25 protein-coding genes are annotated in these 25,396 nt (G+C 71.7%); 12 read left to right on the forward strand and 13 right to left on the reverse strand.

The window, feature by feature from the left end; all coding sequences use genetic code 11:
* Positions 1-110 precede the first annotated feature (110 nt).
* Positions 111-1,400, forward strand: coding sequence for an AI-2E family transporter (locus tag ACWCWD_RS30800; RefSeq protein ID WP_450777949.1), 1,290 nt, complete (start codon positions 111-113; stop codon positions 1,398-1,400).
* 50 nt (positions 1,401-1,450) lie between these two features.
* On the opposite strand, the gene ACWCWD_RS30805 is transcribed toward ACWCWD_RS30800, so the two are convergent.
* On the reverse strand, positions 1,451-2,125 hold the full coding sequence (locus tag ACWCWD_RS30805) for a DUF4232 domain-containing protein (RefSeq protein WP_450777870.1): 675 nt from the start codon (positions 2,123-2,125) through the stop codon (positions 1,451-1,453).
* A 549-nt stretch (positions 2,126-2,674) separates the two neighbouring features.
* Between ACWCWD_RS30805 and recA the strand changes: the two genes are divergently transcribed.
* Together recA and recX are read left to right on the forward strand one after the other, a co-directional pair.
* Positions 2,675-3,814, forward strand: a complete 1,140-nt coding sequence (gene recA, locus ACWCWD_RS30810) for a recombinase RecA (protein WP_450777872.1) — start codon at positions 2,675-2,677, stop codon at positions 3,812-3,814.
* A gap of 13 nt (positions 3,815-3,827) precedes the next feature.
* Positions 3,828-4,589: a recombination regulator RecX gene (gene recX, locus ACWCWD_RS30815; RefSeq protein WP_450777874.1), complete on the forward strand. Its 762-nt coding sequence runs from the start codon at positions 3,828-3,830 to the stop codon at positions 4,587-4,589.
* Between the two features lie 219 nt (positions 4,590-4,808).
* On the opposite strand, the gene ACWCWD_RS30820 is transcribed toward recX, so the two are convergent.
* The 10 genes from ACWCWD_RS30820 to ACWCWD_RS30865 form a co-directional block, all read right to left on the reverse strand.
* Positions 4,809-5,489, reverse strand: coding sequence for a DUF6197 family protein (locus ACWCWD_RS30820; protein WP_450777951.1), 681 nt, complete (start codon positions 5,487-5,489; stop codon positions 4,809-4,811).
* A gap of 244 nt (positions 5,490-5,733) precedes the next feature.
* On the reverse strand, positions 5,734-6,243 hold the full coding sequence (locus ACWCWD_RS30825) for a hypothetical protein (RefSeq protein WP_450777953.1): 510 nt from the start codon (positions 6,241-6,243) through the stop codon (positions 5,734-5,736).
* Between the two features lie 50 nt (positions 6,244-6,293).
* The gene (locus ACWCWD_RS30830) at positions 6,294-6,725 is read right to left on the reverse strand and encodes a rhodanese-like domain-containing protein (protein ID WP_450777955.1); all 432 of its coding nucleotides are present in this window, start codon (positions 6,723-6,725) and stop codon (positions 6,294-6,296) included.
* Between the two features lie 14 nt (positions 6,726-6,739).
* On the reverse strand, positions 6,740-7,381 hold the full coding sequence (locus tag ACWCWD_RS30835) for a cysteine dioxygenase (RefSeq protein WP_450777956.1): 642 nt from the start codon (positions 7,379-7,381) through the stop codon (positions 6,740-6,742).
* 97 nt (positions 7,382-7,478) lie between these two features.
* Positions 7,479-7,568 (reverse strand): putative leader peptide, encoded by a 90-nt coding sequence (locus tag ACWCWD_RS30840; protein WP_328719044.1) that lies wholly within the window; start codon positions 7,566-7,568, stop codon positions 7,479-7,481.
* Between the two features lie 32 nt (positions 7,569-7,600).
* On the reverse strand, positions 7,601-9,265 hold the full coding sequence (locus ACWCWD_RS30845; RefSeq protein WP_450777877.1) for an FAD-dependent monooxygenase: 1,665 nt from the start codon (positions 9,263-9,265) through the stop codon (positions 7,601-7,603).
* Positions 9,266-9,435: 170 nt separating this feature from the next.
* The gene (locus ACWCWD_RS30850) at positions 9,436-10,434 is read right to left on the reverse strand and encodes an amino acid ABC transporter permease (RefSeq protein WP_450777879.1); all 999 of its coding nucleotides are present in this window, start codon (positions 10,432-10,434) and stop codon (positions 9,436-9,438) included.
* A complete protein-coding gene (locus ACWCWD_RS30855) occupies positions 10,431-11,078 on the reverse strand; it encodes an amino acid ABC transporter permease (protein WP_390958309.1) in 648 nt (215 codons plus the stop codon). Before ACWCWD_RS30855 ends, ACWCWD_RS30850 begins: the two co-directional genes overlap by 4 nt.
* 117 nt (positions 11,079-11,195) lie before the next feature.
* Complete coding sequence (locus ACWCWD_RS30860; RefSeq protein WP_390958307.1) at positions 11,196-12,119, reverse strand: glutamate ABC transporter substrate-binding protein; 924 nt, start codon at positions 12,117-12,119, stop codon at positions 11,196-11,198.
* 32 nt (positions 12,120-12,151) lie between these two features.
* Positions 12,152-12,937 carry an amino acid ABC transporter ATP-binding protein gene (locus ACWCWD_RS30865; protein ID WP_450777881.1) on the reverse strand — a complete coding sequence of 262 codons (786 nt, stop codon included), beginning with the start codon at positions 12,935-12,937 and terminating at the stop codon, positions 12,152-12,154.
* Positions 12,938-13,351: 414 nt separating this feature from the next.
* On the opposite strand from ACWCWD_RS30865, the gene ACWCWD_RS30870 reads away from it, so the two are divergent.
* Together ACWCWD_RS30870 and ACWCWD_RS30875 are read left to right on the forward strand one after the other, a co-directional pair.
* Positions 13,352-14,044 (forward strand): response regulator transcription factor, encoded by a 693-nt coding sequence (locus ACWCWD_RS30870; RefSeq protein ID WP_450777883.1) that lies wholly within the window; start codon positions 13,352-13,354, stop codon positions 14,042-14,044.
* Between the two features lie 15 nt (positions 14,045-14,059).
* Positions 14,060-15,454, forward strand: coding sequence for a sensor histidine kinase (locus ACWCWD_RS30875; RefSeq protein ID WP_450777885.1), 1,395 nt, complete (start codon positions 14,060-14,062; stop codon positions 15,452-15,454).
* A gap of 26 nt (positions 15,455-15,480) precedes the next feature.
* On the opposite strand, the gene ACWCWD_RS30880 is transcribed toward ACWCWD_RS30875, so the two are convergent.
* The gene (locus ACWCWD_RS30880) at positions 15,481-16,479 is read right to left on the reverse strand and encodes a TAXI family TRAP transporter solute-binding subunit (protein ID WP_450777887.1); all 999 of its coding nucleotides are present in this window, start codon (positions 16,477-16,479) and stop codon (positions 15,481-15,483) included.
* Between the two features lie 94 nt (positions 16,480-16,573).
* On the opposite strand from ACWCWD_RS30880, the gene miaB reads away from it, so the two are divergent.
* A complete protein-coding gene (gene miaB, locus ACWCWD_RS30885) occupies positions 16,574-18,103 on the forward strand; it encodes a tRNA (N6-isopentenyl adenosine(37)-C2)-methylthiotransferase MiaB (protein ID WP_450777889.1) in 1,530 nt (509 codons plus the stop codon).
* Positions 18,104-18,181: 78 nt separating this feature from the next.
* On the forward strand, positions 18,182-18,916 hold the full coding sequence (locus ACWCWD_RS30890; protein ID WP_450777891.1) for a class III extradiol dioxygenase subunit B-like domain-containing protein: 735 nt from the start codon (positions 18,182-18,184) through the stop codon (positions 18,914-18,916).
* A gap of 242 nt (positions 18,917-19,158) precedes the next feature.
* On the opposite strand, the gene ACWCWD_RS30895 is transcribed toward ACWCWD_RS30890, so the two are convergent.
* On the reverse strand, positions 19,159-19,449 hold the full coding sequence (locus ACWCWD_RS30895) for an antitoxin (protein ID WP_450777893.1): 291 nt from the start codon (positions 19,447-19,449) through the stop codon (positions 19,159-19,161).
* Between the two features lie 160 nt (positions 19,450-19,609).
* On the opposite strand from ACWCWD_RS30895, the gene miaA reads away from it, so the two are divergent.
* The 5 genes from miaA (at position 19,610) to ACWCWD_RS30920 (ending at position 25,248) form a co-directional block, all read left to right on the forward strand.
* Positions 19,610-20,548 carry a tRNA (adenosine(37)-N6)-dimethylallyltransferase MiaA gene (gene miaA / locus ACWCWD_RS30900; RefSeq protein ID WP_450777895.1) on the forward strand — a complete coding sequence of 313 codons (939 nt, stop codon included), beginning with the start codon at positions 19,610-19,612 and terminating at the stop codon, positions 20,546-20,548.
* A 172-nt stretch (positions 20,549-20,720) separates the two neighbouring features.
* Positions 20,721-21,176, forward strand: a complete 456-nt coding sequence (locus ACWCWD_RS30905) for a GNAT family N-acetyltransferase (protein WP_450777897.1) — start codon at positions 20,721-20,723, stop codon at positions 21,174-21,176.
* A gap of 561 nt (positions 21,177-21,737) precedes the next feature.
* The gene (locus tag ACWCWD_RS30910) at positions 21,738-22,175 is read left to right on the forward strand and encodes a hypothetical protein (protein WP_450777957.1); all 438 of its coding nucleotides are present in this window, start codon (positions 21,738-21,740) and stop codon (positions 22,173-22,175) included.
* 33 nt (positions 22,176-22,208) lie between these two features.
* The gene (gene dapF / locus ACWCWD_RS30915) at positions 22,209-23,084 is read left to right on the forward strand and encodes a diaminopimelate epimerase (protein WP_450777899.1); all 876 of its coding nucleotides are present in this window, start codon (positions 22,209-22,211) and stop codon (positions 23,082-23,084) included.
* 148 nt (positions 23,085-23,232) lie between these two features.
* Positions 23,233-25,248 carry a RelA/SpoT family protein gene (locus ACWCWD_RS30920; RefSeq protein ID WP_450777901.1) on the forward strand — a complete coding sequence of 672 codons (2,016 nt, stop codon included), beginning with the start codon at positions 23,233-23,235 and terminating at the stop codon, positions 25,246-25,248.
* The last annotated feature ends 148 nt before the right edge of the window (positions 25,249-25,396 follow it).

Raw genomic sequence — 25,396 nt, forward strand, 5'->3', positions numbered from 1 at the left:
TGGGCGTGGCCCCGACAGACGAGACCGTGCAGAACCCGCAGCACTCCGCCGCGCCTCCCGTCCCGCCCGCCGTGCCACCGGAGCCCCCGGTGGACGACGGACCCGAACGCATGCCCCGGTGGCTCCCGCGTGCCGTGGTCATGGCATTGGCGCTCTACGCCTGCTTCCGCCTCGGAAGCTGGGCGTTCGACCAGCTCATCGGTCTGCTGGTCAACATCCTCATCGCCTTCTTCCTCGCCCTGGCCATAGAGCCGGCGGTCGGCCGTATGGCCGGGCGGGGCATGCGACGCGGTCTGGCGACCTTCCTCGTGTTCATCGTCGTGTTCATCCTGGGCATCGGGTTCGTCTTCCTGCTGGGCTCGATGCTCGCCGGACAGATCGTGGACATGTTCGACGAGTTCCCGAAGTACCTCGACTCGGTGATCAAGTGGGTCAACCAGACGTTCCACACGGAACTCTCCCGGGTCGAGGTCCAGGACAGCCTGTTGCACTCGGACTGGCTCCAGAGGTATGTGCAGAACAGCGCGACCGGAGTGCTCGACGTCTCCACCACCGTGCTCGGAGGACTGTTCCGGCTGCTGACGATCTTCCTGTTCTCCTTCTACTTCGCGGCCGACGGGCCCCGGCTGCGCCGCGGGCTCTGTTCCGTACTGCCGCCGTCCCGCCAGGCCGAGGTGCTGCGGGCCTGGGAGATCGCGGTCGACAAGACCGGCGGCTACCTCTACTCGCGCGGTCTCATGGCGCTCATCTCCGGCATCGCGCACTACATCCTGCTCGTCGTCCTCGGAGTGCCCTACGCCCCGGCGCTCGCGGTGTGGGTCGGCCTGGTCTCCCAGTTCATCCCGACCATCGGCACGTATCTCGCGGGCGCCCTGCCGATGCTGATCGCGTTCACCGTCGATCCCTGGTACGCGCTCTGGGTGCTCGGCTTCGTCGTGATCTACCAGCAGTTCGAGAACTACGTGCTGCAGCCGAAGCTGACCTCGAAGACCGTCGACATCCACCCGGCGGTGGCCTTCGGATCGGTGATCGCCGGTACGGCCCTGCTCGGCGCGGTCGGCGCGCTGATCGCGATCCCCGCGGTGGCCACGCTCCAGGCCTTCCTCGGCGCGTACGTCAAGCGGTACGCGGTGACCGACGACCCCCGTGTGGGCGGTGGCAGCAGCAGGCAGCCCGGCGAACCCGTCTGGACACGGGCGCGGAGGCTGGCGCAGAGGGCGGGACGAGGACCCGGCCCGCACTCCGGCGGCGACCGGCGTGCGAGCGGGGCGCGCGAGGTGACGGGTCCGGGCGGTTCCGGCGGGGCCGCAGGTACGGACGACGGGAGCGGCGGTACGGACCACGGGGGCCCGGACGGCGGGAGCGGCGGTACGGGCCACGGGGGCCCGGACCGGGGTTAGCAGGTGCGGTCGGCGGGCCAGGGGCAGGGATCAGGGGCCGGGGATCAGGGTCAGTGGGCGAAGAGGGGTGACACGGCGCTCCGCGCGTCGCTCTGCCAGAACGTCACGCGGGCCATCCTGTCCACGTAGACGCCTTCCTCCCGGGGCGGCTCGATGAGCGCGCCCTCGTCCGTACCGCCGACGGCGGTTTTCCTGCCCGGAGGGCCGAGCACGATGGTCGTCTCGGGGGAGCTGTTCTCCTTGTTGCTCTGGCGGGCCAGCAGGCCCGCGTACGCCTTCTGGCCGGGAGCCAGCTCCACCGGGGTCCGCGGTTCGGAGTTCTTGAGGACCGGCAGCACGTACCCGGCATCTCCGAACGTGATCACCGGATAGTCGTACAGTGTGCAGGGCTGGTCGCCGGTGTTGGTGGCGACGAGCAGGTACTTCGCGTCGTCCTCCTCGGGCGACAGGGCGAAGTCCATGGTCACCTCGGTGTTGGCGTTCGCGTCGCCGCAGGTGCCGTCGTACGGCACGGGCTCACCGTCTCCGGGGGCGCCGAGGGCGGTGCGCGAACCACTCGACCCGCTCGGAGTGGGCGACGCGGAAGCGGAGGGCCGGGGCGGCGGTGTGCCGTCCGCCCGGTCGTCTCCCGCCCCGCAGGCCGTGGCCGCCAGAAGCACGGCGGCGGTGAGGCCCGGGACGACGAGTCCCCCGGCGCGATGTGCGGTCGTGCGGAAGGCGCCCATCGCGTTCCCCCGTGGTTGTTGATCGACGTACGTTCACCGTTCGGCGTTCAGCATGCGGTGCCCGGGCGCCGGGTTCACGTCCTGCGCGTGATCGTTACGGGACGCGTACGTGGAAGGCGTGGTTCCGCGGTGACGCGCCGGGGCCGGGGCCGGGGCCGGAGCCCGCGGGGCCCGGAGCCTCCGGAGCTTTCGGAGCGCAGACCTCGCCGGCCCGCGGGCCGTTCAGGACCGCTGCCGCTCCGGGGCCCGTGCCGACTTCTCGGATATCCCTGCGCGGACGTGATTCTCGTCCCAGCTGCCCATCGGGAGACCGTGGCAACGGCGTCCGCGCAGGTGGGCGCGCGGTACCGCCCGGGCCGTGCGCGCGGGGCGGCGTGGTGCGCTTGACACCAAAATCGAACATCCATTCTCATGGCAACCGGGCCCGGGTTTCCCGGGCACGGCCGTGGAGTTTTCCACAGGCCGGGAGGACGTCGAGGCCCATTGTCAGTGGCAGGGGTTAGCGTCTTTGACGTGAAGCGATCGACTCAAGCAAATCGGGTGGAACCCATGGCAGGCAACGACCGCGAGAAGGCGCTGGACGCCGCTCTCGCACAGATTGAGCGCCAATTCGGCAAGGGCGCGGTGATGCGCCTCGGCGAGCGGCCGAACGAACCCATCGAGGTGATCCCCACGGGATCCACCGCGCTCGACGTCGCCCTCGGCGTCGGCGGTCTCCCGCGTGGCCGCGTGGTGGAGGTGTACGGCCCGGAGTCCTCCGGCAAGACGACCCTGACCCTGCACGCGGTGGCCAACGCGCAGCGGCTCGGCGGCCAGGTGGCCTTCATCGACGCCGAGCACGCGCTCGACCCGGAGTACGCCAAGAAGCTCGGCGTCGACATCGACAACCTGATCCTCTCCCAGCCGGACAACGGCGAGCAGGCTCTGGAAATCGTGGACATGCTGGTCCGCTCCGGCGCGCTCGACCTGATCGTCATCGACTCCGTGGCGGCCCTGGTGCCCCGCGCGGAGATCGAGGGCGAGATGGGTGACTCGCACGTGGGTCTCCAGGCCCGTCTGATGAGCCAGGCGCTCCGCAAGATCACCAGCGCGCTCAACCAGTCCAAGACGACCGCGATCTTCATCAACCAGCTCCGCGAGAAGATCGGCGTCATGTTCGGCTCCCCGGAGACCACGACCGGTGGCCGCGCGCTGAAGTTCTACGCCTCGGTCCGTCTCGACATCCGCCGCATCGAGACGCTGAAGGACGGCACCGACGCGGTCGGCAACCGTACCCGCGTCAAGGTCGTCAAGAACAAGGTCGCGCCGCCGTTCAAGCAGGCCGAGTTCGACATCCTCTACGGCCAGGGCATCAGCCGCGAGGGCGGTCTGATCGACATGGGCGTGGAGCACGGCTTCGTCCGCAAGGCCGGCGCCTGGTACACGTACGAGGGCGACCAGCTCGGCCAGGGCAAGGAGAACGCCCGGAACTTCCTCAAGGACAACCCCGACCTCGCCAACGAGATCGAGAAGAAGATCCTGGAGAAGCTCGGCGTCGGTGTCCGCCCGGAGAGCGACGCTCCGGCAGCCGGTACGGACGCGGCGGACGCCGCGACCGCAGGGGCCGCCGACAGCACCGCGAAGCCGGCGACCACGGCTGCGGCGGCCAAGGCCAAGGCCACCAAGACCGCCGCGGCGGCCAAGAGCTAGGGCTCTCGTTCCCGTGACACGGCGTACGGAGTGGTCGGAGCCGGCCACCGGATTCGGTGCGGAGCCCCACCCGCGGCATGCGGGCGGCTTCGCGGGCGGACCGGGGGCGGGTCCGGAGTCGGACAGCGAAGCGGAGTTTCGTTCCGGAGCCCGTCGGGGGGCGGGCCCGGGGACGGGATTCGGCGGCGGTGCGGGATTCGGCGAGGGAGCGGGCCGTCGCTCCCGTTCCAGAAGCAGCGGTTCCCCCGGCTCGTCGAGGGCCGAGACGGGGGAACCGCGAGACCCGGTCGAGCAGGCGCGCAACATCTGCCTGCGCCTGCTCACCGGGACCCCGCGCACCCGCAAGCAGCTCGCGGACGCGCTGCGCAAGCGGGAGATTCCCGACGAGGCGGCCGAGGAGGTGCTGTCGCGCTTCGAGGACGTGGGGCTGATCGACGACGCGGCGTTCGCGGACTCCTGGGTGGAATCCCGGCACCACGGCCGAGGTCTGGCACGCCGGGCGCTCGCCCGTGAGCTCCGCACGAAGGGCGTCGATTCCGCGGTGATCGACGAGGCGGTCGGGCAGCTCGACTCCGAGCAGGAGGAGGAGACGGCCCGCGAACTGGTCGCGCGCAAGCTCCGGTCCACGCGAGGGCTCGACCGGGACAAGCGGCTGCGCCGCCTCGCGGGCATGCTCGCCCGCAAGGGATACGGAGAGGGCATGGCACTCCGCGTGGTGCGCCAGGCGCTGGAGGCCGAGGGGGAGGACACGGAGGGCCTGGACGAATCGTTCTGACGCGCGCCGAGGAGGCTCGGCCCTTACGGACGTGCTCGGTGACGTGTCGAGGTGGTCCGTGGGGGTGGTGCGGAGTGCGGGCTGCCGGATCCGGCAGCCGAACTCCGGCCCATGGTCAGGCTGGCCGATGGTCAGCCCCGGTCGACGGGGCGATCCTGGTCGACGGTCGATCCCGGCCGACGGTGAGTGGCCGGCCGACGGTCAGTGGCTGGCCGACGGTCAGTGGCCGGCCAGGGAGGCGCGTCGGATGGTGGCGTCGATCAGGGCGAGCGCGTCGGAGGCGGTGCGGCCGGGCGCCCGGTTCCAGGGGCCGATCAGATCGGTCCAGCCCTGCGAGCGCAACTCGGTGATCATCCACGCCCCGGCCCGGTCCACGGTCTCGGCGGAGCCGTAGCCGAGCCGGTGTGCCGTGAGCATCGCCCCGCACACGCACCGTGCGCCGCGGGCGTTGCGCAGCCGGTACGGAGTGTTCTGCCACCCCCACTCCGTCAGGATCAGCCGCGCGTACGCCAGGTGGACCGAAGGGCGTACGTCGCTCCGGCCGATGCGCCGCCAGGAGTGGAGCCGGTCCGGCAGCATCGCGCCGAGCCGCCCGGGAAGGCGCCGCTCGGCGGGGGACGCGGCGGGCAGCGCGCGCAGGGAGTCCGCGACGAGCTGATCGACGGGTACGGAGAGCAGCCCGCGCCAGTGCTCCGGTGACCGCGCGGGGAGTACGTCGGCGGGGTCGGGGGCGGTCGTGAGCGCACCGGCGGGCTCGTCGGGTTCGGCGGCCGGGCGGAGCCGCGCGGGTTCGGCGGCCGAGTGGTCCCAGCCGGTGACGATCCGGCGCCAGGCCTCCGATTCCTGGAGGCGGGACGCCTGGAGGTCGAGTTCGTCCGGGGTGAGGACGGGGGAGTCCATGTCCATCAGCGCGCCGTCTCCGTACACATTCGCCTCGTGGTGCATGAGGCGAATGTCGGGCCTGCGCGGGGACCGCTCCACCGGGGAGCGGCCGTTCGGGTAGGCCGCGGGAGCGGTGTGCCTGCGAACGGGGGCCCGTGCCGCCCCAGGAACAGGAGTGAGCGGTACGGGCCGGAGAGGACGGTAAGCCGAGGCGGGGGCGTTTCCCGCTCACCCCTCTGTCCGCCGGAACGCGGTGCGGGCCTCAGGCCGAGGGGTCCACGTTCCAGAGCGCGGGCAGCTCCCCGTCGCAGAACACGCAGACGAAGTGGCCCTCGCGGACGATGTTGTGTGCCCGGCAGCCGGGGCAGCGCCGGAACACCACCTCATGGGTGAAGCCGTCCGGCCGGGCGAGTCCCGCGCGGTCCAGCGCCCGCGCGACGGCGTGCCAGGAACTGGTGTCCGGGCAGTAGCCGGTCGACTGGTTGCTGATCCCGTCGACCGCCCACTTGCCCCCATCACGGGTGAAGCCGATCTCTCCCGCGCCCAGTACGGCCTCCCCGTCGGCGCAGGCCACATGTTCGCTGCGGCGCGGGGCCAGCCGCAGGGTGCCGTCCCCGGCGACGACGTAGGTGAACGGCTCACGCAAATCGGGCGCCGGGCGCAGGGCCACCCATCCATCGAAGTCCGCCGCCGAGGCGATCCGGCAGCCGCCAACGGACCGGATGCCGTCGGAGGGGTCGGCGTGGGGCCTGACGTCGTGGGGCCGAGCCATGGGCCACAGGTCGGCCGGCCCCACGTAGCGGTAGCTCCGCACCCGTACGGTCACTTGGGGGCGGTGACCGGGAGGCCGGCCGCCCGCCATGCCTGGAAGCCGCCGATCAGATCGGTGGCGCGGGTCAGGCCGAGCTGGTGCAAGGAGGACACGGCGAGGCTGGAGGCGTACCCCTCGTTGCAGACGATCACGATCCGCAGGTCGTGGCCGACCGCCTGTTCTGCGCGGTGGCTGCCCCACGGGTCGAGCCGCCACTCCAGTTCGTTCCGTTCGACGACCAGCGCGCCCGGGATCAGACCGTCGCGTTCGCGCAGAGCGGCGTAGCGGATGTCGACGAGCAGGGCGCCCCCGGCGGCTTCCGCCGCGGCCTTTTCCGGGCCGATCCGCTCGAAGCCCTTCCGTACCCGTTCGAGGAACTCGTCGATGCCGACCGGCGCGGACGCCGAGTCGCCGCCCGAAGCGTCGTCGCCCGCCGTGCGGATGTACTCGTGTTCGCTCACTGCCAGTCCTCCGGAATCTCGGTCTGCTCCAGCCGGAGCACCGCGCCCGTACGGCTGTAGCGGCGGATGCGGGGCAGCGGCGGGTAGTAGGCGTGCACGGAGACGGCGTGCTCGGTGGTGGACTCGTTGAGCACCTCGTGCACATGGTGGCGACCGAACGCGCGTCCCTGACCTGTCGTCAGTTCACGGCTGCGGTCGATCCCTTCGGTCAGCTCCAGGGTCTTCCAGCCGTCGGTGGGCAGCCGGGCGGCCAGCGAGTGCTCCTTCAGGGTGCCGGAAGCGGTGAGGAAGGCGCCGACCGAGTCCGCGTGGTCGTGCCAGCCGGTACCCGTGCCCGGTGGCCAGCCGATCAGCCACGCCTCGCTGCCCGCCGGCCCGTCCAGCCGCACCCAGGTGCGGCCCTCGGGGTCGAGCGGCAGGGAAGCGATCAACTCGGCGTCGGCCGCGGCCCGGCGGGCGAAGTCGAGCAGTTCCGCCACCGTCGGCGCGGTTGCCGGGGGTGGCGCGACCGGGGGCGTACCGGCTTCGGCCGGAAGCCCGAGGGCCTGGAGGCCTTCGGGGGCTTCGAGGGCTTCGGGGCTTTCGGGGGCAACGGCGGTTGCGGAGGCAGCCGCCGACGCCGGGGAGGCAGCGGGCACGGAAGAGGCGGAGAGCGCAGACACGATGACCGTCCTGAGAGTTCGCGTGGAGGCGCGTGCCGGTGCGGAGGCAGCACGGCACGGCGGGGAAGGCGAGTCAGCAGGAAGGGCGACACACGCAGCCCGCGTAGCGGACGAGGTCCATGTGGACTCTCCGCCACAGGCGTACGCAGGTGTCGTCGGTCATGTTCTGGAGTACACCACGCGTGTTGACGCCGGTCAATTGAGTGTGGCGGCCCTCTCGGAGCGCGCGGAGGTGCGCGGGGTCGAGTCGTCGTCCGCGGGGGGAGCGCCGGGCGTACCGGGTGTTCCGGGCGGACCGCCCCGCGCGGCGTCCGCCGCGGCGAAGAGTTCCGCCGGCCGCACCCCGGCGAACGAGGCCACCAGGTGTCCGTCCGGCCGGATCAGCAGAACCGTGTGGGCCGCCGCGCCCGGATAGCTCTCCGTGACGAGGAGTTCGCTCTCCACCGGGAGGGCGCGCACGGCTTCCGCGAGACGGGGCATCACGCCCGCCGTCATCCAGTGCCGCCGGTCCCAGACGCCGGTGCCCGGGGCGATCAGCACCACCAGGAACCGGCCACGCCCCAGCCGGGCCCGCAGTCGTACGGATGTTCCGTCCGGAGCGGTCGCCCGAACCTCGGCGACCGGCGCACCGGGGGGCGTACCGACCGGGACGTGCGCCTGGGCGTGCTGTGGTGCGAGGGGGGAGTGCGTGTACGAAGGGGGCGCGCCGAGCGGGCCGTACCCGAGGTGTGCGTCGAAGAAGAGGGTGTCGTGCCCGCGTGCGCCGCCCGCCACCAGGGTCCGCAGGCCGCCTCCGCCGCGCAGTATCGGCAGCGACTGGTCGGCGGCGCGCAGCCGGGCGGCCACGGCGGCCCGGCGCTCGGCCTGGTAGCTGTCGAGCAGGAGTTCGGATGCCCCGTGGTGCCAGGCATGGGCCAGTTTCCACGCGAGGTTCTCGGCGTCCCGCAGTCCCTCGTCCACGCCCTGGGTCCCCAGTGCGCCCATCAGGTGGGCGGCGTCCCCCGCCAGGAAGGCCCGCTTCACCCGCCAACGCAGAGCGAGCCGGTGGTGGACCGTGTGGACACCGGTGTCCAGCAGCTCGTAGGGCGGGGTCTCCCCGCACCAGCCGGCCAGGGTCTCCCGGGTACGGGCGACCAGCGCCTCGGGCGTGACCAGTTCACCGCCGGTCGGGAGCAGCCAGTCGAGCCGCCAGACCCCGCCCGGCAACGGGCGGGCCGTCACCTCCGTGCCGACCGCGCGCCACGGCGGCTGACGGTGCAGCACGGCCTGTCGCGGCCACGGGAGTTCGACCCGCAGCGCGGCGACGGCGTGACGTTCCACGGCGGTCCGGCCCGGGAACCGGACGTCCAGGAGTTTGCGCACGGTGGAGCGTGCTCCGTCGCATCCGACCAGGTAACTTCCGCGCCACCAGGTCGCGTCGGGGTCCTTGGTGTGCACGGTAACGCCGGACGCGTCCTGCTCCAGGGTGTCGACCCGGCTGAGCGGCACGAGCCGGATCAGCTCGTGCGCGGCCACGGCGGCCCGCAGCCCCCGGGTGAGCGCGTGCTGCGGCAGGTGGACGGGCGCGGGCACCGATCCGCTTCCGGGGCCGCCCTCGCCGAGCGGTACCTCACGTACCAGCTGGTTCCGGCGGAGCGAACGCCAGCCCGACCAGCTCAGTGCCGCGCGGTCCGGAGTGGCGCAGCCGAGCCGCATGACCAGGTCGGCGGTGTCCTCGCGCAGCACCACCGTGCGCGCGGGGCGCGGTTCGTCCTTGCCGAGCCCCTCGTCGAGGAGGACGGAGGGCACGCCGTGCGCCGCCAGGGCGAGGGCGAGCGTCAGACCGACGGGTCCGGTGCCGACGACGATCACCGGGTCCACGGTGCGTACCCTCCGGCTCGAACGGTCATGCGAAACCTGGTAGTCGAAGCGGTCGAAGTCCGGTGCGTGATCACAGAACGTATGCAACCCACTGGGGGTGCCCGCGTCAAGCGAGCGAGGCAGCGGCGCATGCGCCGCTGCCTCGAATGCTCCCCGCTCCGGGCGGGCCGTTACGACTTCCCGATGGTCCCGGGGTCCCCTTCGGTCCCCCCGGTCCCGTCGGTCGCGACCGTCTTCGCGACGGTCTCCGCGGCCGGCGGAAGGTCCGCGCCCCCTGCGCCCCCCGGCCGGGCGGCCGGGATGCCGGCCGTTGCGACGGGCGCGTCGATGCCGGCGGCCGGAGCGGCCGACGCCACGGCGATGCCCGTCTTGGCGCGCCGGCCGCGCCGCTCGATCCAGGTCGCGAGCGCCGACAGCAGCAGACACATCGTCACGTAGATGGTGCCGATGACGACGATCGTCGAGACGTACGGGTACTTGCCGTCGACCAGAGTGTTGGAGGCGATCAGACGCGCGGTCTGGAGCAGCTCCGGGTACAGGATGATGTAGCCGAGCGAGGTGTCCTTGAGCGTCACCACCAGCTGGCTGATGATCGTCGGCAGCATCGCCCGCACGGCCTGCGGCATCAGTACGCCGAGCATCACCTGCGTCTTGCTCATGCCGAGCGCGTACGCGGCCTCGCTCTGGCCCCGGGGGACCGAGTTGATTCCGGCCCGCAGCACCTCGGCCTGGACGCAGCCGTTGTAGACGGAGAGGCCCAGGGCCAGCGCCCACATCGAGTAGTCGGTCAGGAAGCCGACCCAGATCGCGTAGATCGTGATGAGCAGCGGGATCGAGCGGAACAGCTCGATGAACGTGGTCGCCACCCAGCGCACCGGCCGGTGGTCGGAGAGGCGGCCGACCGCGAGCACCACGCCGAGGACGACCGATCCGACCGCCGCCAGGCCGAAGACCTTGAGCGTGGCCAGCACCGCGTCGGCGATGTTCTGCCGGATGCCCGCGTAGTTGAAGATGTCCCACATGCCGGAATCGAGGTTGCCCGTGTCCGACAGCCGTTTGATGGCGAAGACGATCAGCGCCAGGATGGCGACGCCGCCGACCACCGCGTAGACGCGGTTCCTTACGGTGGCCTTCGGGCCCGGCGCGTCGTAGAGAACGCTGGCACTCATCGGGCGACCTCCATGCGGCGCTCCAGCAGCCGGAAGAGACCGCTGATGACAAAGGTGACGACCAGGTAGCCGAGGGCGACCCAGATGAAGACGGGGGTGATCGCGTAGCCGCGGTCGCTCATCAGCTTCTGCCAGCCGAACAGCTCGGTGACGCTGAAGGCGCCGGCGATGGCCGAGTTCTTCGTGAGGGCGATGAAGATGCTGCTCAGCGGCGGGATCACGGACCGGGTCGCCTGCGGGAGGACGACGAGGCGCAGGGTCTGCGGGAAGGACATGCCGATCGAGCGGGCGGCCTCGGCCTGGCCCAGCGGCACGGTGTTGATGCCGGAGCGGACGGCCTCGCAGACAAAGGACGAGGTGTAGAAGCCCAGCGCCAGCGAACCGAGGACGAACGGGCTCAGGCCCGAGAAGAAGACCTGCGGCACGACGAAGAAGAAGATCAGGAAGAGCAGCGTCAGGGGGGTGTTGCGCAGCAGCGTCACCCAGGCCGTGCCGAAGATCCGCAGGGGCGGCACCGGTGAGACCCGCATGCCGGCGATGACGACGCCGAGCACCAGCGCGATGACCGAGCTGACGGCGGTGATCGACACCGTGCCTATGAAGCCGTCGCGGAACTCCGGGAAATTGTCGAGCAGTACGTTCATGAGGTCTCCGCGTCGGCTGTCAGCGGCATCGGGCGTACGGGGCCGGTCGGGCGTACGGGTCGGGTCGTGCGGGCGGTGCCGCCCGGCGTCGGGGAAGTGACGCCGGGCGGCACGCCGTCAGTAGCGCTCGATGGCCGGCGGGGCGGTGTACGCCGAGCCGGACAGGCCGAGGGTCGCGTCGTAGATCTTCTTGTACGAGCCGTCCTGGACGTGCTTCTCGAGCGAGTCGTTGATCGCGTCCCGCAGAACCTTGTCGTCCTTGTTCAGGCCGACGCCGTAGGGCTCCTCGGTGAAGGGCTTGCCGATGACCCGCAGCTTCTTGGGGTTCTGGGCGGCGTAGCCCTTGAGGATCGAGTCGTCGGTGGTGACCGCGTCGACCTGGTTGGTCAGCAGCTGCTGCACGCAGTCCGAGTACTTGGCCAGCTCGACGACGCTCGCGCCGTACTCCGGCTTCTTGATCTCCTGGAGCGGGGTGGAACCCACGATCGAGCAGACCTTCTTGCCCTTCAGCGTGTCCGTGCCGGTGATGGCCTTCTCGTCGGAGCGGACCAGCAGGTCGGCGCCCGCCTTGTAGTACGGACCGGCGAAGCCGACCAGCTGCTTGCGCTTGTCGTTGATCGTGTACGTACCGACGAAGTAGTCGACCTGGCCCTTGGAGATCGCCGTCTCGCGGATGCCGGAGTCGACGGTCTTCCACTCGATCTGCTTGTCCGAGAAGCCGAGGTCCGCGGCGATCATCTTGGCGATCTCGATGTCGAAGCCGGAGCGCTCCTTCGTGGACTGGTCCTCGAAGCCCAGGTACGGCTGGTCGGCCTTGGCGCCGATGATCAGCTTGCCGCGCTTCTTCGCCTCCTTGAAGGCCGGCGAGTCCAGGTCGACGCCGGTGGCGACGGTGTACGTGGGAAGGGCGGGCGCGTCGGAGGCGCCGGGCTTGGTGCCCGCGGGCTTGTCCCCGGCCGAGCCTTCCTTGCCCCCACAGGCGGTGGCGGTCAGAGCGATGACGGCGATGGCCGCGAGGGCGGCCGACTTGCGGAGCTGCATCTGAACTTTCCTTCTGTCGTAGGTCGTTGACGTCAGTGGTGAAGGATCTTCGACAGGAAGTCCTTGGCCCGGTCGCTGCGGGGGTTGCTGAAGAACTGGTCGGGCGTGGCCTCTTCGACGATCTTTCCGTCCGCCATGAAGACGACGCGGTTGGCGGCGGAGCGGGCGAAGCCCATCTCGTGGGTGACGACGATCATCGTCATGCCGTCCCGGGCCAGCTGCTGCATGACTTCGAGGACCTCGTTGATCATCTCCGGGTCGAGCGCCGACGTGGGCTCGTCGAAGAGCATGACCTTCGGGTCCATCGCCAACGCCCTTGCGATGGCGACGCGTTGCTGCTGACCGCCGGAGAGCTGGGCAGGGTACTTGTCCGCCTGGACGCCCACCCCGACCCGGTCGAGCAGAGTCCGGGCCTTCTCCTCCGCGGCCTTCTTGTCGGTCTTGCGGACCTTGACCTGGCCCAGCATGACGTTCTCCAGCACGGTCTTGTGCGCGAAGAGGTTGAACGACTGGAAGACCATGCCCACATCGGCGCGCAGCCGGGCAAGTTCCTTGCCCTCCTGGGGAAGTGGGCGTCCGTCGATCGTGATCGATCCCGAATCGATCGTCTCCAGGCGGTTGATCGTGCGGCACAGCGTGGACTTGCCGGACCCGGACGGTCCGATGACGACCACGACCTCGCCGCGGGCGATGGTCAGATCGATGTCCTGGAGCACATGCAGCGCGCCGAAGTGCTTGTTGACGTTGCTCAGTACGACGAGGTCGTCGGCCTCGGGTGCGGCATCCTCGGCGGCCTTCGTCACTGAAACTCCGCTCATCGGCTCTTGCTCCGTCCTCCTCGGGTGGCCAGCACCTCGGCCCGCAAGGCGAACCCTGCGTGTCGAGGCACTTGGACACTAGTGACGCAGCGCGATGACCGTCAGTAGATCTGAGCGAGAATTGAGGATAACGATCCGGCATTCCCTGGATACTCGGTGTGAAGGGGCCGGGCGCTCCGTGTCCGTCGGCGTACCGGGTGGGTAACGGAAACCCCGTCGTAACGGGCCGGGACTTGACTGGATCCCTCGCGTCGGCGTTGATGCCCAGGAGGGTGACGGAGGCGGACCGGAGGCCGGCGGCACGTCCCGCGGGCGTGCCGGGGGGAGCGAACGCCGTCTATCGTCTCCTCCTGGGGTAACGCCCTGTAGGCGGCGCCCGGGGATCACCACCGGCGAACACGGAGAGGAGGGCCAGTGAGACTGCTGCTCGTCGAGGACGACAACCACGTCGCCGCGGCCCTGTCCGCCGTGCTCGCCCGCCACGGCTTCCGGGTCGTGCACGCCCGCGGTGGCGAGGAGGCGCTGCGCGCCCTGCTCCCCGCCGAGCGGGAACCCTTCGGGGTCATCCTGCTGGACCTCGGGCTGCCGGACCAGGACGGTTACGAGGTGTTCGGCAGGATCCGCAAGCGGACCTCCACCCCCGTCATCATGGTGACCGCCCGGGCCGACGTCCGTTCGCGCATCCACGGTCTCAACCTCGGCGCCGACGACTACGTCACCAAGCCCTACGACACCGGTGAACTGCTCGCCCGCATCCACGCCGTCGCCCGCCGCACCACCAGCGGCGAGGACACCGCGCAGATCCCGCTCGCCGCACTGCTCCTCGGAGCCGTACGGGTCGAACTGCCCACCCGCCGCGTCAGCGTCGACGGCACCGAAGTCCAGCTCACCCGCAAGGAGTTCGACCTCCTCGCCCTCCTCGCCCAGCGCCCCGGCGTGGTGTTCCGGCGCGAACAGATCATCAGCGAGGTGTGGCAGACCAGTTGGGAGGGGACCGGCCGGACGCTGGAGGTGCACGTCGCCTCGCTCCGCGCCAAGCTGGGGCTGCCCGCGCTCATCGAGACGGTGCGAGGGGTCGGCTACCGGCTCGTCCCGCCGGCCGTCTGAGGACCCGTCGCTCCGGTGCGTACCCGTCTGCTGCCCCTGCTCATCGTGCTCATGGCCGCCGTGCTGCTGGCGCTCGGCTTCCCCCTCGCGATGAGCGTGGCCGGCGCCGAGCAGCAGAAGGTCGTCATCGACCGCATCGACGACACCGCGCGCTTCGCCGCGCTCGCCCAGTTCATCAGCGAACCGGTCGCCCCCGACGACGAGCGCCGCCGCACCCTCCAGGCGGATCTCGACGCCTACGCCACCGTGTACGGCATCCGGGCCGGGATCTTCTACCGCGACGACCGCTACCTCGCCAGGGCCCCGTCCACCTGGAACCTGCCCCGGGAGGGCGAGGGCCGCGCCGCCTTCCAGGAGGCGCTGCTCGGCCGCCGCTCCCACGACCCGCCCCAGGTCTGGCCCTGGCAGCACGGCCGGATCGTCGTCGCCTCGCCCGTGGTGCGCGACGGGGACGTCGTCGCCGTCGTCGTCATCGACTCGCCCACCGACGAGATGCGGGCCCGCATCCTGCACGGCTGGCTGATCATCGCCCTCGGCGAGGCGGCGGCGATGCTGGTGGCGGTCGGGGCCGCGTTCCGGCTCACCGGCTGGGTGCTGCTCCCGGTGCGCACCCTGGACGCCGCCACCCACGACATCGCGCGCGGCCGGATGCGCTCCCGCGTGGTCGAAGGCGGCGGCCCTCCCGAACTCCGCAGACTGGCACGCTCCTTCAACGAGATGGCCGACAACGTCGAAGAAGTCCTCGAACAGCAGCGGGCGTTCGTCGCGGACGCCTCCCACCAGCTGCGCAATCCGCTCTCCGCGCTGCTGCTGAGGATCGAGCTGCTCGCCCTCGAACTCCCCGAAGGCAACGAGGAGATCGCCTCGGTGCGGCTGGAGGGGAAGCGGCTGGCCCAGGTCCTCGACGACCTGCTGGACCTGGCGCTCGCCGAGCACGCCGAGGCCGACCTCGCCCTCACCGACGTCGCCGCCCTCACGGCGGAGCGCGTCGCGGCCTGGCACCCGGTCGCCGACGGGAAGGGCGTGGGCCTCACCCAGGACGGGGCTCCGGCCGTCACCGCCTGGGCCGACCCGATAGCGCTCTCCAGCGCGCTGGACGCGGTGATCGACAACGCGCTGAAGTTCACCCCGCCCGGCCAGGACGTGACCGTGTCGGTCGCCGCGGAGGGCCCCGTCTCCACCGTCGTGGTCGCCGACCGGGGCCCCGGACTCACCGACGAGGAACTGGACCGCGTGGGCGACCGCTTCTGGCGGAGCAACCGCCACCAGAACGTCCGGGGCTCCGGCCTCGGGCTCTCCATCTCGCGAGTGCTGCTCGCGGCGGGCGGCGGCACGATCGACTACGGCCGCAACGACCCCCACGGCCTGCGGGTCACGGTGTCCGTACCGCGCGACGCCCCGAACCACTGACGGACACCGCTACCTCAAAGATCCAGCTAAGGCTTGACCGACCGGTAGTACTCCTGGGCGCCGTCGTGCAGCCGCAGCGGATCGGTGTAGATGGCCGTCCGCAGGTCCACCAGCTGCGCCGAGTGGACCTCCCGTCCGATCCGGTCCCGGCTGTTGATGACGGTACGGGTGAACGCCTCGGTCATCGCCGCGTCGGTCCGGTCCGTGGTCACCAGCAGATTGGCGACGGCGACCGTGGGCACGGACTGTCCGCGCTGCACGTCCGGGTAGGCATCCGCCGGCATGACGGCCGCGCGGTAGTAGCGGGTCGAACCGCCCGCCGCCTGGAGCCGGTGGATCAGCTCGTCCTCCAGCGGCACCAGCCGGACGTCGGTCCGCCGCGAGAGCTGCTGGACCGCGTTGGTCGGCAGCCCGCCGGACCAGAAGAAGGCGTCGAGCTTCCCCTCCACCATCAGCGAGGGCATGGTGTCGATCCCGGCCGTCACCGGAGTGACCCCCTTCGCGGGATCGACCCCGGCGGCGGTCATCAGCCGGTCGGCGACGAGCTTCACCCCGGACCCGAGCTGCCCCACGCCCACCCGCTGGCCCCGCAGGTCGGCGACGCTCCGCACGGAGGAGGACCGGGGCACGATCAGCTGTACGTAGTCGTCGTAGAGGCGGACGCAGCCGCGGAGCCGCCGGGCCCCGGGCCTGCCGCTGCGCAGATACGTCGCGACGGAGTCGGCGGTGGCGATGGTGAAGTCCGCCTCACCCGCCGCGACCCGCTCGATGTTCTGCTGCGAGCCCTGACTGGTCCGCAGCTGTATGGAGACCCCCGGCATGTCCGTCGCCAGCGCCCCTTCGAGCCGCTCCCCGTAGAGCTGGTAGACCCCGGTCCGTACGCCGGTGGAGAAGACCAGGGAGCCGCTGGGCGAAGGGCTGTCGAGCGGCAGCACCCACCAGAGCAGGAGTCCCAGCGAGACCGCCGAGGCACCGCCCGCGCGCAGCAGGCGGCGACGGGCGGGGGACGGGCCGGTCGGGGACATGGCCGCGATCCTGCCAGCCCGGGGCCCGCGCTGACCAGAGCCACCCGCGAACGGGCGGGAGAGGGGGCTTTCCCGGAGCGCCTACCCTTGAGGGATGACCAGCAGCAGCGACCGGAGCCTCGCAGTGGACGTTCAAGAACTCAAGAGCTACGAAATCCGTACGTACGGATGCCAGATGAACGTCCACGACTCGGAGCGGCTGTCGGGCCTGCTGGAGGACGCCGGTTACGTCCGTGCCCCCGAGGACGCCGACGGCGACGCCGACGTCGTGGTCTTCAACACCTGCGCGGTCCGTGAGAACGCCGACAACAAGCTCTACGGCAACCTCGGCCGGCTCGCCCCGATGAAGACCAAGCGCCCCGGGATGCAGATCGCGGTCGGCGGCTGCCTCGCGCAGAAGGACCGCGACACCATCGTGAAGCGGGCCCCGTGGGTCGACGTGGTCTTCGGCACCCACAACATCGGCAAACTCCCGGTGCTGCTGGAGCGCGCCCGCGTCCAGGAAGAGGCGCAGATCGAGATCGCCGAGTCGCTGGAGGCGTTCCCCTCCACGCTCCCCACCCGCCGCGAGTCCGCCTACGCCGCGTGGGTCTCCATCTCGGTCGGCTGCAACAACACCTGCACCTTCTGCATCGTGCCCGCCCTGCGCGGCAAGGAGAAGGACCGCCGCACCGGCGACATCCTGGCCGAGATCGAGGCGCTGGTCGCCGAGGGCGTCTCCGAGATCACCCTGCTCGGCCAGAACGTCAACGCCTACGGCTCCGACATCGGCGACCGCGAGGCGTTCTCCAAGCTGCTGCGGGCCTGCGGGAAGATCGAGGGCCTGGAGCGCGTCCGCTTCACCTCGCCGCACCCCCGCGACTTCACCGACGACGTGATCGCCGCGATGGCCGAGACGCCCAACGTCATGCCGCAGCTCCACATGCCGATGCAGTCCGGCTCGGACTCGATCCTGAAGGCCATGCGCCGCTCCTACCGGCAGGAACGCTTCCTCGGCATCATCGAGAAGGTGCGCGCCGCGATGCCGGACGCCGCCATCTCCACCGACATCATCGTGGGCTTCCCCGGCGAGACGGAGGAGGACTTCGAGCAGACCATGCACGCCGTGCGCGAGGCACGCTTCGCCAACGCCTTCACCTTCCAGTACTCCAAGCGCCCCGGGACCCCGGCCGCCGACATGGACGGGCAGATCCCCAAGGAGGTCGTGCAGGAGCGCTACATGCGCCTCTCCGCCCTCCAGGAGGAGATCTCCTGGGAGGAGAACAAGAAGCAGGTCGGACGCGTGCTGGAGGTCATGGTCGCGGAGGGCGAGGGCCGCAAGGACGGCTCCACCCACCGGCTCTCCGGCCGCGCCCCCGACAACCGTCTCGTCCACTTCACCAAGCCGGAGGGCACCGTGCGCCCCGGTGACGTGGTGACCGTCGAGATCACCTACGCCGCCCCGCACCACCTGCTCGCCGAGGGCGCCACCCTCGCCGTGCGCTCCACCCGGTCCGGCGACGCCTGGGAGAAGCGGAACGCGGCCGCTGCGGCCAAGCCCGTCGGCGTGATGCTGGGCCTGCCCACCATCGGCGCCCCCGCCCCGCTGCCGGCCGCCTCCGCCCCGGGCTGCGGCTGCGACTGACCCGTCCCCACGGCCCTGCCCGGAGTTCACGGGCAGGGGCCGCTCGGCGGCGGGGGCGCGGCCAGTACGCTGACCGGCATGCTTGTCGCCGCCGTCGTGAGCCCCTGCCCGCCCCTGCTGGTCCCCGAGGTCGCCGCCGGGGCCGCCCCCGAGCTCGACCCGGCCCGGGCCGCCTGCGCCGAAGCCCTCGCCGTCCTCGCCGAGGCCCGCCCCGATCTGCTGATCGTGGTCGGGCCGGCGGCGGAGGGCGAGCGGGGCACCTTCCCGGCGGGGAGCACCGGGAACTTCCGCGGCTTCGGCGTCGACCTCGACGTCCGGCTGGGAGCCGGCACCTCTGCCGGCTCCGGCCCTGACGACGGCGCGCCCTCCCGGCCGCTGCCCGCCTCGCTCGCCGTCGGCGCCTGGCTGCTCGCGACGGCCGGCTGGACCGCGTCCCCCGTCGAAGGGCTCGGCGTCGGCGAACCGCTCTCCCCGGAGCGCTGCGCCGAGGCCGGCCGGGGGCTGGCGGAGCGCGCGGAGCGGGTGGCCCTGCTGGTGATGGGCGACGGCAGCGCCTGCCGCACGGTCAAGGCGCCCGGCTATCTGGACCCCCGCGCCGAGGGATTCGACGCCTCCACCGCACGGGCCCTGGGCGCGGCGGACGTGCGGGCCCTCGCGGAACTCGACGCCCCCCTCGCGTACGCCCTGAAGGCGGCGGGCCGGGCCCCCTGGCAGGTGCTCGCCGGCGCCGCGGACGGGGCGGGCCTCCGGGGCCGGGCGCTGTACGAGGACGCGCCGTACGGAGTGGGCTACACCGTCGCCGCCTGGTCCTGAGCCAGTGATGGTCCCGGCCCTGAGCCGGTGGTGGAACCGGCCCTTAGCCAGTGATGGTCTCGGCCCTGAGCCGGTGGTGGTCCCGGTTCCTGAGCCGGTCGTCGCCGGTCCGGGGCACTCCGTCCGGCCGCGGATTCACCCGTACGGGCCCCGCGAACGGGTGACGGCCGCGGAGCCGGGCCCCGCGGCCGTCCTTCCGATCCTCCGTACCGGGGCGCCGCCCGGCCGTGCCGTGTCCGGCCTCAGTGGGCCGGCGGCGGGGGCGTACCCCCCGTGCCGTCGAAGCCCGTGGTCGGGCCCGGGCCGTGCGCGTCCTTGTGGCCGAGGCGGTCCACCGTGTCCTTCGCCTTCTGCGTACCGCTCTGGATCTTGTCGCTGTACTTGCCCTTGGTCTTCTGGTCGACCGTGCGCGCGGCCTTGTCCAGACCCTGCTCGATCTTGCCTCCGTGCTGGTGCGCGAGGTCGCCGACCTTGTCGCCGACCTTCTCCTTCGCCGGTCCCAGCCGGGCCTTGAGATTGTCCAGGAACCCCATGGGTCATCCTCCGTGCCGTGGTCGCTCGGGCCGAGTCAGCTCCCGCACCGGCACTCCTGTCCGGTGCCGACGATTTTACTCGTGAGGAACAAAAGGCGCGCAGTCGTACAAATGGGTCGGCCGGGTCGGCGGGGCGCGGGAGGTTTGGGAGACTGGGGCGGTGAGAAACCCAGTTCCGGCCCCGCGCGTCATCACCGTCGTCGGCCCCACGGCAGCAGGCAAGTCCGATCTGGGGGTGTTCCTCGCCCAGCGGCTCGGCGGCGAGGTGGTCAACGCCGACTCCATGCAGCTGTACCGGGGCATGGACATCGGCACCGCGAAACTCACCCTTCCCGAGCGCGACGGCGTCCCGCACCACCTGCTGGACGTCTGGGACGTGACCCGCACGGCCAGCGTCGCGGAGTACCAGCGCCTCGCCCGCGCGGAGATCGACCGGCTGCTCTCCGAAGGCCGCTCCGCGATCCTGGTCGGCGGCTCCGGGCTGTACGTGAAGGGCACCATCGACGCCCTGGAGTTCCCGGGCACCGACCCCGAGGTGCGCGCCCGGCTCGAACAGGAGCTGGCCGAACGCGGCCCCGGCGTCCTCCACGAGCGGCTCGCCACCGCCGATCCCGGCGCCGGCCGGGCGATCCTGCCCAGCAACGGCCGCCGCATCGTCCGCGCCCTCGAAGTCATCGAGATCACCGGAAAGCCGTTCACCGCCAACCTCCCCGGCGAGGAACCGGTCTACGACGCCCTGCAGATCGGGGTGGACGTCGAACGCCCGGAGCTCGACGCCCGGATCGCGCTGCGCGTCGACCGGATGTGGGAGGCGGGCCTGGTCGACGAGGTCCGGGCGCTGGAGGCCCAGGGGCTGCGCGAGGGGCTCACCGCCTCCCGCGCGCTCGGCTACCAGCAGGTGCTGGCGGCCCTCGCCGGAGAGTGCACCGAGGACGAGGCGCGCGCCGAGACCGTCCGTGCCACCAAGCGTTTCGCGCGCCGCCAGGACTCCTGGTTCCGCCGCGATCCCCGGGTCCACTGGCTCGGCGGCGGGGAGCTGGACCGGGAAGAGCTCCCGGGCCGGGCCCTGGAATTGGTCGAACGAGCGGTCGCACTCTGACCACGTGACGGGAGCGGCGCGACTCCTCGGCGTGGCTCCCGCGGACGCCGGGGCGGCTGTGCGCTCCTTCCGGCTCCGGGCGGCCCCCCCTGAGGCCCGCTTCGCCCGCGCGCTGCTCGCAGGCGTCCGGGAGGCCGGACCAACCTGCAGTCGATACAGCGAAGGCGAGAAGATGAAGATCTCAGTGGACGATCTCTCCGGACGGGACATCGCCGAGTTCCTCCAGGCCCACGTGGACGAGATGCGGGCGATCACCCCGCTGGAGAGCAAGCACGCCCTCGACCTCGACGGACTGCGCGTGCCCGAAGTCACCTTCTGGACCGCCTACGACGCCGACGTCCTGGTCGGCTGCGGAGCGGTCAAGCGCATCGAGGAAGGCCACGCCGAGATCAAGTCGATGCGCACCGAACCCACCCGCAAGCGGACCGGAGTGGCCTCCCAGCTGCTGGCCCACATCATCTCCTCGGCCCGCTCCATGGGTTACCGGCGCCTCAGCCTGGAGACCGGCGCCACCGACCACTTCGCCCCGGCCCGTGCGCTGTACGAGAAGTTCGAGTTCACCTACTGCGGCGCCTTCGCGAACTACCGGGAAGACCCCAACAGCGCGTTCATGACGCGCCTCCTGTAACGCCCACCCCGAAGGCGACGTCGCAGCGCCCCATGTACGGCAGGGGGCAAAAGTCCTCATCCGCAAGGTATATGACGGTGTGTGAGCTAACGGGTCGGGGTGATGTTCCTCGGGTCGGCTTCGCGAACCGGGTCGGCGGTCGGACGCCCGACGACGGTGTCCCGGGTGGGGAATCCTGGCGCCTCGGACCGCTTGCCGGGGCGTCGCGGAAGCGGATCGCGCAGAGACGCGGGCGGCCCGAGGGCCTGTGCGACTCGCGGCGCCCGGGTGGGGAAGCCGCCCGTACCCCGCGCAAGCCTGTTCGGTACAGGGGTGGGACGGATCCGGCTCCGAACCGGTCGCGAGCGGCCAATCGGGCGCTGACCTGGGGCTATTGCCGGCGCACGCTGAAACGCCGACCGGCGGCAGGCGTCTGACCTGCATAAACTCTGAAACGGGGGCTATAACAGCCTGATCACGTGATGGCATCGGGACGCCCCGCGCGTCCTTTCCGCCCACGCGGGCATGCCATCATCGAGCATCGATCGATACAGGAAGTCCGAGTCGGGAGGGCGCGTGGCGATGGAGGCCGGCCCTCGTGACACGGAGCAGGAGGCGGCGGAGCGACGGCTCGCCGCCGAGCGGCTCAATTCCGACCTGCCCGACGAGAGCGTCGTGACGCCCGAGGTCGAGGTCGAGCTCAGGCCGGCCCGCCGGCTGCGGATCTGGCAGCTCGCCCCGATCGTGGTCCTCGCCGCGATCGGCTCGCTGATGTTCGCGTTCCCGCTCGCCTTCGAGTTCGGCGACGGCGGGGCCGTCGTCGCCATGCTCGGCCTGCTGATCAGCGGCTGCGCCGCCGGCTGGGGCATGATGGCCGCCCGCCGGGTCGGCTACACCTGGCCCGGCCTGCCCGTCAGGGGCTCCGGCACCCGCCCCGACTGGCGGGTGATCGCGCTCTACGGGGTGCTCGTCCTCGCCCTCGTCGGCCTGGCCGTCTGGCGCGTGGCCCGCCTGCGCTGATCGCGCACACCCCGGCGCCCGTACGATTGCTCTGTGAGCACCGAGCAGATCACCTTCTTCAAGGGTCACGGCACCGAGAACGACTTCGTGATCATTCCGGACCCGGACAACCTCCTCGACCTGCCCCCGGCCGCCGTCGCGCGGCTCTGCGACCGCAGGGCCGGAATCGGCGGGGACGGGCTGCTGCACGTCGTGCGGTCCGCGGCCCACCCCGAGGCCCGCGCCATGGCGGACGAGGCCGAGTGGTTCATGGACTACCGCAACGGCGACGGTTCGATCGCCGAGATGTGCGGCAACGGCGTGCGCGTCTTCGCCCGCCACCTCCAGCGCGCCGGGCTGGCCGAGGCGGGGGATCTCGCGATCGCGACCCGCGGCGGGATCAAGCGGGTGCACCTCGCCAAGAACGGCGACATCACCGTCTCCATGGGAGTGGCCGAGCTGCCCGCCGAGGGCGTCACCGTCACCGTGGACGGCCGGAGCTGGGAAGCGCGCAACGTCAACATGGGCAACCCGCACGCCGTCGCCTTCGTGGACGACCTGGCGCACGCCGGGAACCTCTTCGCCGAGCCCGCGTACGGCCCCGCGGCGGTTTACCCCGAGGGCGTCAACATCGAGTTCGTCGTCCGCCGGGGCACCCGGCACGTCGCGATGCGGGTGCACGAGCGCGGATCCGGCGAGACCCGCTCCTGCGGCACCGGCGCCTGCGCCGTCGCCGTCGCCTCGGCCCGCCGGGACGGCATCGACCCCGCGGTGACCGGAACGCCCGTCACGTACACCGTGGACCTCCCCGGCGGCACGCTGGTGATCACCGAACACCCGCACGGCGCCATCGAGATGACCGGCCCCGCCGTCATCGTCGCCGAAGGAGTCCTCGACGCGGAGTGGCTCGAACCGGTTCTCGGACGATAACCCGACAACGTTTCGCTCGAACGGGTGATCCGCTTCACGCTGCGCGAGAGGCGGACTGCCCTACGTGGTGGGGTCGGTAGCATCAAGCACCGGCCCGGGGACACCAAGGTCCGCCTCTCATCGCCGGTCGACGTCGCCGGAGGTGCCCATGAGTGCAGAGGCCGCCAGCCCAGGTGTCCCCGTCCGCAAACGCTCCCGCCCCCGGATCGATCTGCGCAGACTCGGCCGGGTGGCGCTCCTCGGCCCGGTCTCCCGGGGAAGGCTGCCGGACGCGATCGGTCACGTGGCGGAGGCGCACCGGGCGCATCACCCGGACGCCGACCTCTCCGTCCTGAGCCGCGCCTACGTCCTCGCCGAGTCCTCCCACCGCGGCCAGATGCGCAAGAGCGGCGAGCCCTACATCACCCACCCGCTCGCCGTGACCCTCATCCTCGCCGAACTCGGCGCCGAGACAACGACTCTGACGGCCTCTCTGCTCCACGACACGGTCGAGGACACCGAGGTGACGCTGGATCAGGTGCGTGAGGAGTTCGGCGAGGAGGTCAGCTATCTCGTCGACGGCGTCACGAAGTTGGAGAAGGTCGACTACGGCGACGCCGCCGAACCCGAGACCTTCCGCAAGATGCTCGTCGCCACCGGCAACGACGTCCGGGTCATGTCGATCAAACTCGCCGACCGCCTCCACAACATGCGCACCCTCGGCGTGATGCGCCCGGAGAAACAGGCGAGGATCGCCAAGGTCACCCGCGACGTCCTCATCCCGCTCGCCGAACGCCTCGGCGTGCAGGCGCTGAAGACCGAGCTGGAAGACCTCGTCTTCGCCATCCTCCGCCCCGAGGAACACGCGCACACCCAGACGCTGATCGCCGAGTCCGAGAGCGGGCAGAACCCGCTCGCCACCATCGCGCAGAACGTCCGCAGCACCCTGCGCGAGGCAGGCATCGCCGCCGAAGTCCTCATCAGGCCACGCCACTTCGTCTCCGTGCACCGGGTCCGGATGAAACGCGGGGAGCTGCGCGGCACCGACTTCGGCAGGCTCCTGGTGCTGGTCGGCGAGGACGCGGACTGCTACGCGGTCCTCGGCGAACTCCACACCTGTTTCACCCCGGTGATCTCCGAATTCAAGGACTTCGTCGCCGCTCCCAAGTTCAACCTGTACCAGTCGCTGCACACCGCGGTCGTCGGCCCGGGCGGCGCGGTCGCCGAAGTCCTCATCCGTACGCACCGGATGCACAAGGTCGCCGAGGCGGGGGTGGTCGCCCTCGGCAATCCGTACGCCCCCGACACCACCGCCCCCGCCGGGGAGGAGCCGGCCGACGGTCAACCGGCCGACGGCGACCCGGCCGACGGTGAACGCGCCGACCCCACCCGGCCCGGATGGCTCTCCAGGCTGCTCGACTGGCAGGAGTCCGCGCCCGACCCGGACACCTTCTGGAGCACGCTCCGCGCCGACCTCGCCGAGGACCGCGAGATCACCGTCTTCCGCACCGACGGCCGCACCCTGGTGCTCCCGGCCGGCGCCAGCTGCGTGGACGCCGCCTACGCGCAGTACGGCGACGGGGCGCACCGCTGTATCGGCGCACGGGTCAACGGCCGCCTCGCGACGCTGGCCACCGCCCTGGGGGACGGCGACACCGTGCAGCTGCTGCTCGCCCGGGACACCGCATCCGGCCCCTCCCGCGAATGGCTCGACCACGCCCGTACCCCCGCCGCGCGCATCGCGATCGCCGGCTGGTTCGACGCGCACCCGGAGGACGCCGCCTCGCAGGACGCCGAGGACGCGCGGTACGCCCCGTGCACCGACGGCCCGTACACCGACGGCCCGGCCGGTGCGGAGCCCGGCGGCGACGGGGGCGCCGACGGGCCGGGCTGGCCTCCGGCACACCCCCGGGAGGCCCCGGCCGCCCAGGACGCGGGTGACGGGGCCCCCGAATGCCTGGTCACCCTGGTCGCGGAATCCTTCGGGCGCCCCCGGCTCCTCGCCGACCTCACCGAGGCGATCGCGACCGCCGACGCGGCCATCGTCTCCGCCACCGTCGAGCCGCCCAGCGAGCAACGGGTGCGCCACACCTACACGTTGCAACTCACCGACGCGGACGGGCTGCCCGCCCTGGTGCGAGCCATGCGGGACGTCGCCGGGGTCTACGACGTCAGCCGCGCCTGACGGGCCGTCGGCCGGGCGTCCGGTGGACCGTAGGGTGCCGGGCGGACGGCGGGCGGCGGGCGGGCGGTCCCCGCCGCCGGGCGGGCCCTGCGGCCACCTCGTTCGGGTGGCCCGGCCGCGCGTCGACCCCCGGCGGGGCGAAGGCCGC

The organism is Streptomyces sp. NPDC001493 (assembly GCF_053597235.1).